Consider the following 14,153-nt stretch of genomic DNA (forward strand, 5'->3'; position numbering starts at 1 on the left):
GCAGTGTCCCGACACGGATTGCGATCAAGTCATTGTAAAAGACGACTTACAAAGCGCGCGCCGCACGCGCGCGTGCAACGAAGCGGGCGGCAGTCGAATGCATCCGGACGCGTCCAGTCAACCGGTCGCTGTTTCCCAGATCAACGCGCCATTCAGTGCAATGATGCCCGCGGCGCACATCCACGCGAGTGCGAGCGGGGCGCCGCGCACGCGCCAGCCGTGCATCAGCTGGCTGTCCGATCCGAAGCGGATCAAGGGCACGACGGCGAGCGGCAGTTGCAGGCTCAGCACCACCTGGCTCGCTACCAGCAACTGTGCCGAGCCGTGCGGCCCGAACAGGCCGACAGCGACGAGCGCCGGGCCGATCGCCAGCGCGCGCGTGAGCAGCGCGCGTTGCCAGCGCGGCAGGCGGATCTGCAGGAAGCCTTCCATGACCGCCTGACCCGCCAGCGTGCCCGTCACGGTCGCGCTCAGGCCGCACGCGAGCAGCGCAGCGGCGAACAGGATAGCCGCCCAGTGCGAACCGACGATGGGCGCGATCAACCGGTGCGCATCGGCAAGGTCGGTCACGGCGCGATGGCCGCTCGCGTGGAAGACGGCCGCTGACACGACGAGCAGCGCCGCATTGATCACGAAAGCCAATGAAAGCGCGCTGAAGGTGCCGAAGTTGACGCCGCGCAAGGCATCGGCAATGTCGGCGTCGCCGGCGGAGCGCGCGTGCGTTTTGACGAGTGACGAATGCAAATACAGGTTGTGTGGCATCACCGTGGCGCCCAGAATGCCCGCCGCGAGCCATACCATGCCGGCATTGCGCAGCAGTTCCGGGCTGGGCGCCGCACCCGTCAGCGCGGCTCGCCAGTCGGGCCGCGCGAGCACCAGTTCGATCACGAAGCACAGGCCGACGAACAGGATCAGCGCGACCACCACCGTCTCCAGCGTGCGCTGTCCGTGCCGTTGCAAGGCGAGCATCGCGAAGGTGCCGACTGCCGACATCAGCACACCCGCCGTCAGCGACACGCCGAACAGCAACTGCAGCGCGACCGCGCTGCCGACCACCTCGGCGACATCGCACGCGATGATCGCGATCTCGCTCGTGATCCACAGGAATAGCGTCATGCGCGGACCGGTGCGCTCGCGGCACAGCTGCGCGAGGTCGCGGCCCGTCACTACGCCGAGGCGCGACGACACCCACTGCAGCAGCATCGCCATCAGGCTTGACATGATGACGACGCTCAGCAGCGTGTAACCGTAGCTCGCGCCCCCCGCGAGCGCGGTCGCCCAGTTGCCGGGGTCCATATAGCCGATCGCGACCAGCGCGCCCGAGCCGACGAACGGCAGCCAGGTGCCGCGGCGCGGCGGCTTCGAGCCTGGGCGGCGCCGGCGGCGGGACGGATCCAACGCGAACGGGTTCGAGTTCATTGCACTGTGACGGGGAAAGACGCACTCCACGGGGCAATCGGCATGCCATGCAGTCCACTGCACCCGGATGCATAAAGCCGCGACCACTATCTGGGCCAATTTGACAGTCTATAGTGATGGTGAAAGAGGGTAAGGGGCGGGATGCAGTCCGCTTCAGGGGCGAGCAAGGCGCAGGAAGGCTCGATGCAGGAAGCAAGGTTTTTTTCGGGTGGACAGGACGCGATAACCCGATAAAATTGCGGCCAATTTTGCAGCGGCGTGCCGGCTGTGCCGACCCGATGCATGTGGCGGGACGGAGTGCCGCTGTTCAGCCTCGACAGGCCGCCGGCGGCAGGCTCGATGCCGGAACCGCATGGAATCCGTCTGTAAGCCGGAACCCGGCCACAGAACCGCGCGCTGTACCCTTTGCGCGACATCTGGCGGTTTTTTTTGAATCGGGCATCGATTGATGGTAGTTTTCGGGTTTTTCAAGGGTAGCCGCAGGCAGCGTACAGCGGCTTGAAGCGGGGTAAGCGACCGGTTCGCGCTGGTCAGAACGGAGAACGGAATGAAGAAACGGGTGGTGGGCCAACTGGCTGCGCTGGTACTGTGCGCGACGCCTTTCCTGTCGGCGGCGGCAAAAGATACACAACTCAATGTGTACAACTGGTCGGACTACATCGCCAAGGACACGATTCCGAACTTCACCAAGCAGACGGGCATTCAGGTCAAGTACGACAACTACGATAGCGACGACACGCTGCAGGCCAAGCTGCTGACGGGCAACTCAGGCTACGACATCGTCGTGCCGACCAGCAACTACGCGGGCAAGCAGATCGCAGCGGGCATCTTCGCGCCGCTCGACAAGTCGAAGATCCCGAACCTCAAGTATCTCGACCCCGCGCTGATGGCGCTCGTCGCGGGCGCGGACCCGGGCAACAAGTTCTCGGTGCCCTGGGCATACGGCACGACGGGCCTCGGCTACAACGTCACCAAGGCGCAGCAGATTCTCGGCAAGGGCGTCGCGCTCGACAACTGGGACGTCCTGTTCAAGCCGGAAAACATTTCGAAGCTCAAGGCATGCGGCGTCTCCGTGCTCGACGCGCCCGACCAGATGTTCGCGGCCGCGCTGCATTACATCGGCAAGGATCCGATGAGCACGAACCCGGCCGACTATCGCGAAGCGCTCGCGATGATGAAGAAGATCCGTCCGTACATCACGCAGTTCAACTCGTCGGGCTACATCAACGACATGGTCGGCGGCGACATCTGCTTCGCCTACGGCTGGTCGGGCGACGTCGTGATCGCGAAGCATCGCGCGGCGGAAGCGAAGAAGGCGTACAAGATCGACTACTACATTCCGAAGGGCGGCGCGCCCGTGTGGTTCGACGTGATGGCGATCCCGAAGGACGCGAAGAACAAGGAAGCGGCGATGGAGTGGATCAACTACATCGAGACGCCGCAGGTCCACGCGGCCATCACCAACGCCGTCTACTATCCGAGCGCGAACACGGAAGCGCGCAAGTACGTGGACAAGGATGTCGCGAACGATCCCGCCGTCTATCCGCCGGCGGACGTCGTCAAGACGCTGTTCCTGTTGAAGCCGCTGCCGCCTGAAATCCAGCGTCTGCAGACGCGGCTGTGGACCGAGTTCAAGTCCGGCCGCTGACTTCGTCACTGAGCCAGTCTGAGCCAGACGATAGTGCAGGCAAGCATCATCATGAAGCCCTCGGTATCCAGCCGGGGGCTTTGTTCGTCAAATGCAGGGAGAGAAGCAGCAGATCATGAGTGACCAGTCGAACGTGCTGGCAGGGGCCGGCGTGTCGTCCTCGGGCAATCCCGCCGCTGCGCAGAACGCAGCGGACAATTTCGTGCAGATCGTCGACGTCGTGAAGAAATTCGGCGAGACGGTCGCGGTCAAGGGTGTCAACCTGTCGGTGAGGAAGGGCGAGCTGTTCGCGCTGCTCGGCAGTTCCGGTTGCGGCAAGTCCACGCTGTTGCGCATGCTCGCCGGGCTGGAAACGGTCACCTCGGGCAAGATCCTGATCGACGGTGAAGACCTCGCGCAGATGCCGCCATACCGGCGTCCCGTCAACATGATGTTTCAGTCGTACGCGCTCTTTCCGCACATGACGGTCGAATCGAATGTCGCGTTCGGCCTCAAGCAGGAAGGCGTGCCGAAGGCCGAGCTGAAGGAGCGCGTGCAGGCCGCGCTGGAGCTCGTGCAGATGGCGCGCTTCGCGAAACGCAAGCCGCATCAGCTGTCGGGTGGCCAGCAGCAGCGCGTCGCGCTGGCGCGCTCGCTGGTCAAGCGGCCGAAGCTGCTGCTGCTCGACGAGCCGATGTCCGCGCTCGACAAGCAGATCCGTCAGCGCACCCAGATCGAGCTCGTCAATATTCTCGACAAGGTCGGCGTCACCTGCATCATGGTCACGCACGATCAGGAGGAAGCGATGACGATGGCGGGCCGCCTCGCCGTGATGAGCGAAGGCGAGATCGTGCAGCTCGGCACGCCCAACGAGGTCTACGAGTATCCGAACAGCCGCTTCTCGGCGGAATTCATCGGTTCGACGAATCTGTTCGACGGCAATGTCGTCGAGGACGAGCCGGATCACGTGTACATCGAAACGGCCGATCTGCCCGTGCGGCTGTACGTGAGCCACGGCATCACGGGGCCGCTCGGCATGCCCGTGACGATTTCGGTGCGTCCGGAGCGCATCGCGCTCACGCGCAAGCCGCCTGAAGGCGCGTTCAACTGGGGCAAGGGCGTCGTCACGAACATCGCGTACATGGGCGGCTACTCGCTGTATCACGTGAAGCTCGACGCAGGCAAGACGGTGATCGCGAACGTGTCGAGTCTCGCGTTGTCGGAAATCGAAACGCCGACGTGGGGCGATGAAGTGTACGTGCGCTGGAGCGCATCGGCGGGGGTGGTGCTGACATCATGAAGAGCGCGCTGCATTCGTTCATGACGTGGCCCGTGCGCCGCTTCAATCTGACGGGCAGCACGGCCGTCGTCGCCGGGCCGTTCATCTGGCTGCTGCTGTTTTTCCTCGTGCCGTTCCTGCTGGTGGTGAAGATCAGCTTCGCTGATCTGCAGCTCGGCATTCCGCCGTACACGGAACTGACGTCGTTCAAGGACGGCGTGATTCATGTCGCCCTCGACCTCTCGCACTACGCGTTTCTGCTACAGGACAGCCTGTACTTCGCGACGTATGTGAACTCGGTGGTGGTCGCGGGGATCTCGACGCTGCTGTGCCTGCTGCTCGGCTATCCGATGGCGTACTACATCGCGCGCTCGAACCCCGGCACGCGCAACATCCTGATGATGGCGGTGATGCTGCCGTTCTGGACCTCGTTCCTGATTCGCGTGTACGCGTGGATCGGCATCCTGAAGAACAATGGGCTGCTGAACAACTTCCTGATGTCGATCGGGCTGATTCATTCGCCAATCGAGCTGTATCACACGAACACGGCCGTCTATATCGGCATGGTCTATTCGTACCTGCCGTTCCTCGTGATGCCGCTCTACGCGCATCTCGTGAAGATGGACCTGACGCTGCTCGAGGCCGCATACGATCTCGGCGCGAAGCCGTGGCGGGCGTTCTGGCAGATCACGCTGCCGCTGTCGAAGAACGGCATCATCGCGGGCTGTCTGCTGGTGTTCATTCCTGCCGTGGGCGAGTACGTGATTCCTGAACTGCTCGGGGGCGCGAATACGCTGATGATCGGCCGCGTAATGTGGAATGAGTTCTTCGACAATGCAGACTGGCCGATGGCGTCCGCCGTCACCTGCGCTATGGTGCTGCTGCTGCTCGTGCCGATGGCGCTTTTCCAGTATTCGCAGGCGAAGGAACTGGAGGAGCGACGCTGATGAAGCCAAATCGTGTATTGCAGTTCATTGCACTCGCAATCGGCTTCGCGTTCCTGTACGTGCCGATCATCAGCCTCGTCGTGTATTCGTTCAACGAGTCGCAACTCGTGACGGTGTGGACGCGGTTCTCGACGCGCTGGTATGCCGCTTTGTTGCAGGACGAGGAACTGATCAATGCCGCGTGGCTGTCGCTGCGCGTGGCGTTGCTGACGGCGTTCGCGTCGGTGATCATCGGCACGTGGGCCGGGTTCGTGCTCGCGCGCATGGGGCGGTTTCGCGGCTTCACGTTGTACACGGGCATGATCAATGCTCCGCTCGTGATTCCGGAAGTGATCCAGGGCATTTCGCTGCTGCTGCTGTTCATCGAAATGGGCAAGTGGCTCGGGTGGCCGGCGGGACGCGGCATCTTCACGATCTGGATCGGCCACGTCATGCTGTGCATTTCGTACGTCGCGATTATTGTGCAGTCGCGCGTGCGTGACCTGCATCCATCGCTCGAGGAAGCAGCACTGGATCTAGGCGCCACGCCGTTACGTGTATTTTTCTTCATCACGCTGCCGCTGATCTCGCAGGCATTGATTGCCGGATGGCTGCTGTCGTTCACGCTGTCGATCGACGATCTGGTGTTGTCCGCGTTCCTGTCCGGGCCGGGTTCGACGACGCTGCCGCTGGTGGTGTTCTCGCGCGTGCGGCTGGGGTTGAACCCGGAGATGAACGCGCTGGCGACGTTGTTCATTGCAGTCGTCACCGTCGGCGTCGTGGTGGCAAATCACTTCATGCAGCGCGCCGAGAAGCGGCGCCTGGCGATGGCTGTGTAGTTCATCCCGCTGTTTCATGTCCTTTGCCGGCGCCTGCGTGGGCGCCGGCAAAGCGAGTCTTCATCAGCGGGCGTGATGCACGATTCCCGCGCTCAGATTCGATATCCGATCCGCAATCCACCCCAGTGCCGGCCGTTGACGAAGATAGGCGCTGACGCGTCCTTCATCAGTGCATATTCGCCACCGCCCATGTCGCGCCGATAGGTTTGCAGCAGGAAGCGTTTCGTACTGGTCCCGGCAGCGAGGCCGGTGCGGTCGTTGAACATCCGCCGGTTGCGGCAGTTCGCGGCATTCCAGACGGGATCGCCGCGCTGCGGCTGCGAGAACTTGAGATTGTGGGTGGGCAGGTAGCCGCGCGTGTCGACGGCCGCGCAGAACGCGACACGCGGATCGAGTTCGAGGATGGGCTCCTGGATCAACGGCAGGACGCGGTCGGTGAGGTCGGTGAAACGCGTCGTGAACTGCTGCGGATTCGTGCCCGGCACGGGCACATAGCGATCGTCGAACAGGTCGTTCATCGACAGTTCGCCCCGCGCGACAGCAGCTTCGAACAGTTTGCCGGCTTTTGCGGCGGCCTGTTCGACGGCGTCGATGAACGGTGTGTCCGCCGTTGCGACGCCCGTGGCGGCCGTCAGTTCGATCAGGTTTTCCGATACGCCGAGCAGATTGCCGAGCCGGTTCTTCGCCTGCACGAAGTTTTCGCCGGAATGTTCGACGTCGGTGGCAATATCGAGCACTTGTGACTCGAATGCATTGCATTGATCTTCGATTTCGCCGGACAGCGTCGCGATCTGGTTCGCCTCTGCATTCAATTGCATGATTGCGTGACCTGTCGAATGCACGACGTCGCCGATCATCCGCGTGCCTTCGCGTACCCGCTGCGCGCGTGCCGTGTTCTCGGCGCCTTCGGTGATCAGGCGCTCGGTTTGCTCGGTGAGTTGCGCCAGCGTCGTTTCGATCTGACCCGTTGCCTGCGCGGTCTTCGCCGATAGCGTCTTCACCTCGGCGGCGACCACCGCGAAGCTTTTGCCGAATTCGCCCGCGCGCGCGGCTTCGATTGCGGCATTCAGCGCAAGCAGATGCGTCTGGCGCGCGATCAGCGATATCTCCTCCGACACGCGGCTCACGTGCGACAGCGCTGCGCGTAACGCGCCGATCTGGCTCTCGATCACCGTCACGCCTTCGACAAGCCCATGAATATCCGACAGCGACGCTTCGAGCGTCTGCTGCGAGGTCTCGACGTCACCCGCCGCCTGCGCGGTGACCGCGCGCATTTCGCGGGCCGCGGCGGCGATGCGGTGATTGCCGGCGAGCGTCGCTGCCGCCGACTGGCGAAGGGTCTGGCACACGCCCGCTTGCCGTTCGACCCGGGTGGCGACTTCTTCGATATGACCGGAGACGTCGCAGATCTCGATGCCGAGCTTGCCCGCCTGCGAGGCGATATCGCCGACAACGGACAAGGTGGCGCCGCTGCGGCGCCGGCGGCGAGTGAAAAGACCCGTCATGGGCAAGTCTCCTGAACGGCGCGGCGCTGGCGCACGCCGACCTGGTATCCGTTGTATGTGTACAAGTTCATGTCGCAAGCAGGATGACACGCACTGATCTGCATGTCGCAGATCGGCTGCGGCAAATGAAGTGCACGTCGTCTTACACGCTTACGGGTTCTCAACGGCTCCTTACGGAACTGCTTGATAGGGACTATCCCGGAGTCGAATCGGGTACGATCGCCGGTGTCCGCGCGCCAGCCGTGCCAGATGTCTGTCGAATCCGCCAACCAAACCCATGATCGAATCCTTTGCGCGCGTCTCTGGCTGGGAGCAGCTGTTGTATCTATGGGAATTGATCGTCATGGTCTGCAAGTTCCTGTGGGGCCTGCTGCGTCTGCTGGGCGGCGGCTGAACCTAAAGCAGAATGCAATGCACTGTCACGCGGAGCACGATGAACCGCAGTGGGCCTCGTGGGCGACGAAGCGCTGTTACGACGCTTCAATGTCGACTATCCGGCTTTGGCCAGTCGATTTCGCCTACTTTTGCGCCGATGCCTGCGCCTGATCCGAATACACGTATTCGGTACTGCGCACACGACGTGTGCGCCGACGGAAATTGAATGTGAAGCGCGGCCAGATCGCCGTGATTTTGCCGCTCTTCGTCTGATACCAGCTGTGGCAGCCGCTCGCCCAGACAGTTCGCTGCATGTCGCGTTGCAGGCTCGCGTTGAATTCGCGCTGTACGTCCGCACGAAGATTCATCGTGCGGGCGCCGCGACGGTGCAGTTCGCGTAGGCAATCGGCAATGTATTGCACCTGTGACTCGATCATGTAGATCATCGAGTTGTGCCCAAGGGCCGTGTTCGGCCCGGCCATCATGAAGAAATTCGGAAAGTCCGCGATGCTCGTGCCGAGATACGCTTCGGGTCCGTCGCGCAGCCAGCGCGCGCCGAGATCGGCGCCGCCCAGTCCCGTCACGTCGAATGGCGCGCCGACGTCGTTCACCTGAAACCCGGTGCCGCAGATGATCGCTTCGACGGGATGATGCGCGCCGTCGGCCGTCACGATGCCGTCATGCACGATGCTGCGGATCGGTGTCGTCACCACGTCGACATTCGGCTGGCCGAGTGCCGGATAGTAGTCGCTCGACAACAGCACGCGTTTGCATCCCAGTCTGTAGTCGGGCGTCAGCCTGGCGCGCAGTGCCGGATCTTTCACCCTTCGTTCGAGGTAGCTGTGCGCGAACTTCATTGCAGGGTTCACGAGCTTCGGATTGACGAAGAATCCGAGGCCGCGCGATTCCATCTGCCAGTAGATCGCGCTGCGCACGCAGCGTTGCGTGAACGGCAGGTGTTTGAACAGCCAGCGCGCGCGCGCGCTGACCGGCTTGTCGGGCTTGGGCATGATCCACGGCGCGGTGCGCTGGAACAGCAGCATCTGCGCGACGCGCGGCTGGATACGCGGGATGAACTGGATCGCGCTGGCGCCGGTGCCGATGACGGCGACGCGTTTGCCTTCGAGCGGATAGTCGTGGTCCCAGCGCGCCGAGTGAAATATCTTGCCGCCGAACGTGTCGAGTCCGTCGATCTGCGGAATCGCCGGCCGCGATAACAGCCCGATAGCAGAAATCACTGCATCGACCTCGACGGTGTCATGCACGCCAGTGCGGTTGATATCGAGCCGCCAGACGAGTCGCGCCTCATCGAAGCGCGCGGCCGTTACTCGTGCATTGAACTGCATCGCACTGTCCACCTGATACTTGCGTGCACAATGCTTCAGATACGCAAGAATCTCGTGTTGATGACTGAACGCCCGCGACCACGACGGGTTCGCTTCGAATGAAAACGAGTACAGATGCGACGGCACATCGCATGCAGCGCCTGGATAGGTGTTGTCGCGCCACGTACCGCCCAGTTCGCCCGCAGCTTCGTAGATCGTGAACGACGTAAAACCCATGCGCTTGAGGCGGATCGCCATGCCGATGCCCGAGAAGCCGCTTCCGATAATCGCGATTCGCATCTCAGCACGAGGGGATGAGGGCATAGGTTCAACGCTCCCGCGCATCGTCGAAGTCTGGAAACTCTCCGATGCCGAATAAGATAAAAGCTGATTTGTCTAGATCCGTCTACGACGGTTAAGGCGGAGGGTAGACAACTGTACACAGTGCGTCAAGATCGTTGTACAGTGCTGGCTCCAAGGCCATGACATTGCGTTGGCCATGATGCGTCGTTAAACGGAAGGTCATGCAATCCGCATCGGAACTGGAACTCGCTCCCGGCAAGCGCAAGCTGATCGAAGCCGCATTGCGCCTGACAGCGGGCGGCCGCAGCTTTGCGAGCCTCGGCCTGCGCGAAGTGGCGCGCGAGGCGAGACTCAATCCCAACACGTTCTACCGGCACTTCGAAACGCTGGACGATCTCGCGCGCGAAGCCGTCGAATCGGTCAGCCGCCGGCTGCGCCCGATGCTTCGGCGCGAACGATGGCTGGCTGCTCACGACGAGCCGCATAGCGTGTTGCGCCGCGCCTGCGTTGCCTTCTTTGCGTTTGCGCTGGAGAACCGCGAGGCGTTTTTGAGCGCGCTGGCCGAGTATCACGGCACGTCTGCGGCGTTGCGCGAGGCTGTGCGAGCGAACCTGAACGAGGTGTCGGCGGAAATGGCCGAGGATGTCGTGCAGCTCACGTTGGTGCCCGCGTTGCCGCGCGAGACCGTCGAGGAAATCTGCACGCAGATCGTGTTGCAGCTTTTCCATTTGTCGCGTGAATTCATTGGCAATGCCGCGCAGCGGGAGTCGTTGATCGGCTATGCGGAGCGTTTCATCGTCAGGTTGTTCGCGGGCGCCGTTGTCCTCGCGCAGCATGAGGCGCAATGAGAAAAGGAAAAAGGGCTCCGTGAGGAGCCCTTCGCGTTTCATACGGACCAACTGAGCCGGTCAGGTGTCGTTCCAGCCGCCCGAATCGTCGTTGCTGCCCATATCGACGCCGCCGTCTCCGCCGCCGTTACCGTCGCTCCAGTCGTTCGAGCCCTGGCCGAAGTCGATCGAGCCTGCGTCGTTGCCGCCGCGCTTGCGCGATTCGTCGTCGACGATCACATCGCGTTCGATCACGCGGTCGCGGCCCGAGTTGAGCGCTTCGCCGAGCAGCACGCCTGTCAGCAAGCCGCCCATGCCGCCGCCGAAGCCGCCGCCTTGCTGCACGATGACGGGCGGCTGCTGTTGCTGCGGCGGATACGGGTAGGGCGCTTGCGGATAACCGGGCGGGTAACCAGGCTGCTGGCCGCCGCGTCCGAACGCCTGGTCCGCTTCGCGTGCGTAGGAAGAGTCGCCCGTACCCGCCGACGCCGCAGGGGCCGCATTCGGATCAGGCCGGCCTTCGGCGCGCGCCTTGAGGCTCGCGACCTGCCGTTCGAGATCTTCGATCTGATACGGCGGCACGGGGTTCTTGCTATTCGACAGCGCTTCGACCAGCTGACGCAACTGCGTCTCCGCGCCTTCTACTTCGCGCTCGAGCGCTTCATGTCCTGGCGCCGTCGACAGCTTCACGTCGAGCTTCAGCGAGCGCACGTCGTTGAGGAGATCGGTAGCACGCTTGAGCTGTGCGCGGCGGTCGTCGGTGGCGCGTGTGTCGTCCTGCGAGCGCGCGCGACGCAGCGTCCAGCGCAGGATCAACGCAATCGCACCGATCAGCACGACGATACCGATCCACATGCCCATCGACGGACCATGCCGTTCGGGCGCCGGCTGGAACGCCGACGGCGTGGCGGGCGCGGATTCCTGCTGCGCGAACGGATTGTTCGTGCGATGCGTGACGCTTCCACCGGCGCCGCCGCTCACGCGCGCGGCGTCCGAGCGCAGACGCGCTTCCGTCTGCGCGAAGCGGGCGGGGTCGGTGAAGCGAACCTGCGGGTCGAGCGTCTTCGCCTGTTGAAGCTGCGCGAGCGCCTCGGCGGGGCGGCCTTCGCGATCGAGCACCTGGGCGTACAGATAGTGCGCGCGGGCGCTGTCGGGATGCGCCTTCAGCACCTCGTTCAACTGCGAGTCGGCCTTCTGCCAGTCGCCCTGCTGGATCGTCGTTTCGATCTGCGTCGCCGTGGGCAACGCGAAGGCGGTGCCCGACACGAGCATCAGCGAAAGCGTCAGGGACACACCGGCTGCTGCGAGCAATTTTTTCATGATGCGGGCCGGGCGGATTGACGCCCGTCTCCTTACTATCGAGTTGCCGTGCCGCGCGGCCGTCGTGTCGTAGTACACGGCGCCGCGCAGCACATCGCCTGTCTCGCGCTTATTGCGCAGGCGTGTCCAGCTGCTTCTTCAGCGCGGCGAGACGGTCGTCGATCGACGGGCCGCGGTTGAGGTCCTCGAGCTTGTCGTCGAGCGCCTTGCCGCTCTTCACATCGGCCGAATTCAGGCGTGCGTCGGAACGTGCCGTCGACAGCGCGACCTTGTCCTCCAGCTTCTGAAAGTCTTCAGCAAGATTCTTGCCGCCGATTCCGCCCAGCGCCGTGGCCGCCGTGTCCTTGGCCTCCGCGATCTGCTGTTTGGCCTGCAGGATGTTCGAGCGCGCATTCAGGTCGTTGCGGCGCTGACGCATGTCGTCGATCTGCGTCTTCAACTGCTCGACGGACGGCTCGAGTGTTGCGAGTTCCTTAGCGAGCGCATCGCGTTCGGCTTCTGCCGTGGACTGCGCGCCGAGCGCCTCGCGCGCGAGCGCTTCGTCGCCCGACTGCAGCGCGCGTTTGGCGCCGTCTTCGTACTTCTTCGCCTTGTCGGCGGCCACGTCGCGCTTGCTTTGCTGCGTGGCGACCTGCGCCTGGATCTCGATCAGCGAGTTCTCCGCTTTCGCGATGCTCTCGTCGAGTTCGCGCACGATCTGGCGCGCATCACGCGACGGGTCTTGCACGGAGTCGGCTGCATCGTTCAAGAGACCTTTGACCGTCCGCGTGATGCTGTCAAAAAGCGACATGAAATACCTCCATTGATTGAAATCGATGCTGAATACCCGGCGCATTGAACCTGGTGCGCGACGACATCGACTTAACGTAGTTTACGCCGCCCTGCGCAATGCTGCGGGTCTTGCTCCATGCCATCAGACAACGTGCCTTCGTGCTCGTTGCATGACGGCGGAGCAAACGGACCTGACATCGGGGCGCGCGCCCGGAATGCAAGAGCCGAGTACGCATTCGAGTTGTCACGTCGCACGCTTCGACGCTTCATACACGCGTCGCAATCGATGCACGACCGGCTATTCAACAGCTCGCGGATATTACACCACGCGTACCCTTAAAGCCGTCTTAAAACGCGATTTCCTGCGCCTTTCAGCCGATGCTTTCGCAATCTTTGCGACGTGTGGCGTCATACGCAACGTGATGAACGAATCAGCGTGCGGATTTGTCAAACTGCGCGGCCGGATTCTTTCGGATAGCCGACGATACCGCGCCCGCGAGCGCATCGTACTCGCGTCATGTGGCGCTGCGAATTCAGGCGAAGTGGCCGCTGCCTTCGGCGGGATCGATGCCCGGTTCGTCGTCTTCGTGCGCTTGCTGACGTTTGCTTGCGGCATTGCGTTTCGACGACGGCAGTGCGGGCGTGCTGGTGGCGGCATTGACGGCGTCATGCGACGCGAGCGCGGCGGCTTTCGCGGCCGCCACGCGAGCGGCAGCCTGAGCGGTGGCATCGTCGTCGGTGCTGTCGGGCGTGACGGACACATCGTGCGCCGCGAGCGCGGCGACGGGCGTGGCGACATCGATGGGAGCGAGCGCCTCGTGCGGCATGCCGGAGGCGGCGAAGACGGTATCGTTTTCAGTCGGCGTGCTTTTGCTGCCCGGCGCGGGCGATCGGAGCGCGGCCGGCGTGGCTTGCCGCAGGTGCTTGCTTGCGCGCGCAACGCGTTGCAGCGCTTCGTTCAGCGCGTCGGGTTCGCGTGGCGCGCGCAACCGGTCGACGATGCTCGCCGCCTTGACCTGCTCGCTGGTCGCGCCGAAGCTCAGCACCGCACGCCGCATCAGTTCGCTGACGCTGATGCCGAGGTTCTCCGCCGTCGTGGAGATGGCGCGTTTCTGGGCGGGGCTGACGAAGACGACGATGCGTTCGCTAGGCTTGTTCATAGGTCGGCTCGCGTTCTTTGTTGGTGTCGAACTGCGGAGGAATCCGGGCAGGGCGGCGAGTCCTGCTTGGCGCGCGTCGAGCCATCATAAGACTAAATCGCGGCGCGCGGTTGGGCGCTGGCGCAAATCGGGCGGCCCGTAAAATGGCTGTCACATCAATGAGTTGCTACGTTTGAAGATGTATTGTCCACAGGGCTGTGAACATTTTCTGTTGATAACCGCACGACGCGGCACAACCGGACTCGCGTGGCGGGACACAGTGTTTTTTCTTACATCGGGGCGCAATCATGAGGGAATTCTTACAAAAAAATCACTTTCAGCGCCGCTTGATTTCTTTAAAATGCGCTGTTACGTTGCGCCAGACACCGCCTGGGCGCGCCGTGCGGCCGACCGGGACGGGGTGAAAAGTCGGCGCCGCGCGGCGGCAATCGCCAGAGGCAGAGGCCGTCGTCATGTGTTGCGCGCGAGCGTCCCGTG

Annotated in this window: 11 protein-coding genes; 5 read left to right on the top strand and 6 right to left on the bottom strand. The window is 63.1% G+C overall.

The genetic code is table 11. From position 1 onward, the window contains the following. Nucleotides 1-117 precede the first annotated feature (117 nt). Nucleotides 118-1,419 (bottom strand): Nramp family divalent metal transporter, encoded by a 1,302-nt coding sequence (locus C2L66_RS06845; protein ID WP_060601195.1) that lies wholly within the window; start codon nucleotides 1,417-1,419, stop codon nucleotides 118-120. 547 nt (nucleotides 1,420-1,966) lie between these two features. Between C2L66_RS06845 and C2L66_RS06850 the strand changes: the two genes are divergently transcribed. From C2L66_RS06850 to C2L66_RS06865, 4 genes are all read left to right on the top strand, one after another. Further along, complete coding sequence (locus C2L66_RS06850) at nucleotides 1,967-3,067, top strand: polyamine ABC transporter substrate-binding protein (RefSeq protein WP_054934521.1); 1,101 nt, start codon at nucleotides 1,967-1,969, stop codon at nucleotides 3,065-3,067. Between the two features lie 115 nt (nucleotides 3,068-3,182). Continuing rightward, nucleotides 3,183-4,346 carry an ABC transporter ATP-binding protein gene (locus C2L66_RS06855; RefSeq protein ID WP_054934531.1) on the top strand — a complete coding sequence of 388 codons (1,164 nt, stop codon included), beginning with the start codon at nucleotides 3,183-3,185 and terminating at the stop codon, nucleotides 4,344-4,346. Beyond that, the gene (locus C2L66_RS06860; RefSeq protein ID WP_060601192.1) at nucleotides 4,343-5,272 is read left to right on the top strand and encodes an ABC transporter permease subunit; all 930 of its coding nucleotides are present in this window, start codon (nucleotides 4,343-4,345) and stop codon (nucleotides 5,270-5,272) included. The genes C2L66_RS06855 and C2L66_RS06860 overlap by 4 nt, the downstream gene beginning before the upstream one ends. Continuing rightward, nucleotides 5,272-6,090 carry an ABC transporter permease subunit gene (locus C2L66_RS06865; protein ID WP_007588301.1) on the top strand — a complete coding sequence of 273 codons (819 nt, stop codon included), beginning with the start codon at nucleotides 5,272-5,274 and terminating at the stop codon, nucleotides 6,088-6,090. The genes C2L66_RS06860 and C2L66_RS06865 overlap by 1 nt, the downstream gene beginning before the upstream one ends. Nucleotides 6,091-6,182: 92 nt before the next feature. On the opposite strand, the gene C2L66_RS06870 is transcribed toward C2L66_RS06865, so the two are convergent. Continuing rightward, complete coding sequence (locus C2L66_RS06870) at nucleotides 6,183-7,595, bottom strand: methyl-accepting chemotaxis protein (RefSeq protein WP_054934524.1); 1,413 nt, start codon at nucleotides 7,593-7,595, stop codon at nucleotides 6,183-6,185. 518 nt (nucleotides 7,596-8,113) lie between these two features. Beyond that, nucleotides 8,114-9,619, bottom strand: a complete 1,506-nt coding sequence (locus tag C2L66_RS06875; protein WP_082670349.1) for a flavin-containing monooxygenase — start codon at nucleotides 9,617-9,619, stop codon at nucleotides 8,114-8,116. Nucleotides 9,620-9,819: 200 nt separating this feature from the next. On the opposite strand from C2L66_RS06875, the gene C2L66_RS06880 reads away from it, so the two are divergent. After that, a complete protein-coding gene (locus C2L66_RS06880; RefSeq protein WP_060601187.1) occupies nucleotides 9,820-10,446 on the top strand; it encodes a TetR family transcriptional regulator in 627 nt (208 codons plus the stop codon). A gap of 60 nt (nucleotides 10,447-10,506) precedes the next feature. Here C2L66_RS06880 and C2L66_RS06885 read toward each other — a convergent pair whose 3' ends face one another. From C2L66_RS06885 to C2L66_RS06895, 3 genes are all read right to left on the bottom strand, one after another. After that, on the bottom strand, nucleotides 10,507-11,745 hold the full coding sequence (locus tag C2L66_RS06885) for a tetratricopeptide repeat protein (RefSeq protein ID WP_060601185.1): 1,239 nt from the start codon (nucleotides 11,743-11,745) through the stop codon (nucleotides 10,507-10,509). Nucleotides 11,746-11,854: 109 nt separating this feature from the next. Then, a complete protein-coding gene (locus C2L66_RS06890) occupies nucleotides 11,855-12,535 on the bottom strand; it encodes a PspA/IM30 family protein (RefSeq protein ID WP_060602700.1) in 681 nt (226 codons plus the stop codon). Between the two features lie 514 nt (nucleotides 12,536-13,049). Next, the gene (locus tag C2L66_RS06895) at nucleotides 13,050-13,676 is read right to left on the bottom strand and encodes a plasmid mobilization protein (protein WP_060601182.1); all 627 of its coding nucleotides are present in this window, start codon (nucleotides 13,674-13,676) and stop codon (nucleotides 13,050-13,052) included. Nucleotides 13,677-14,153: the final 477 nt, after the last annotated feature.

This window comes from Paraburkholderia caribensis, from assembly GCF_002902945.1.
Taxonomy (GTDB): domain Bacteria; phylum Pseudomonadota; class Gammaproteobacteria; order Burkholderiales; family Burkholderiaceae; genus Paraburkholderia; species Paraburkholderia caribensis.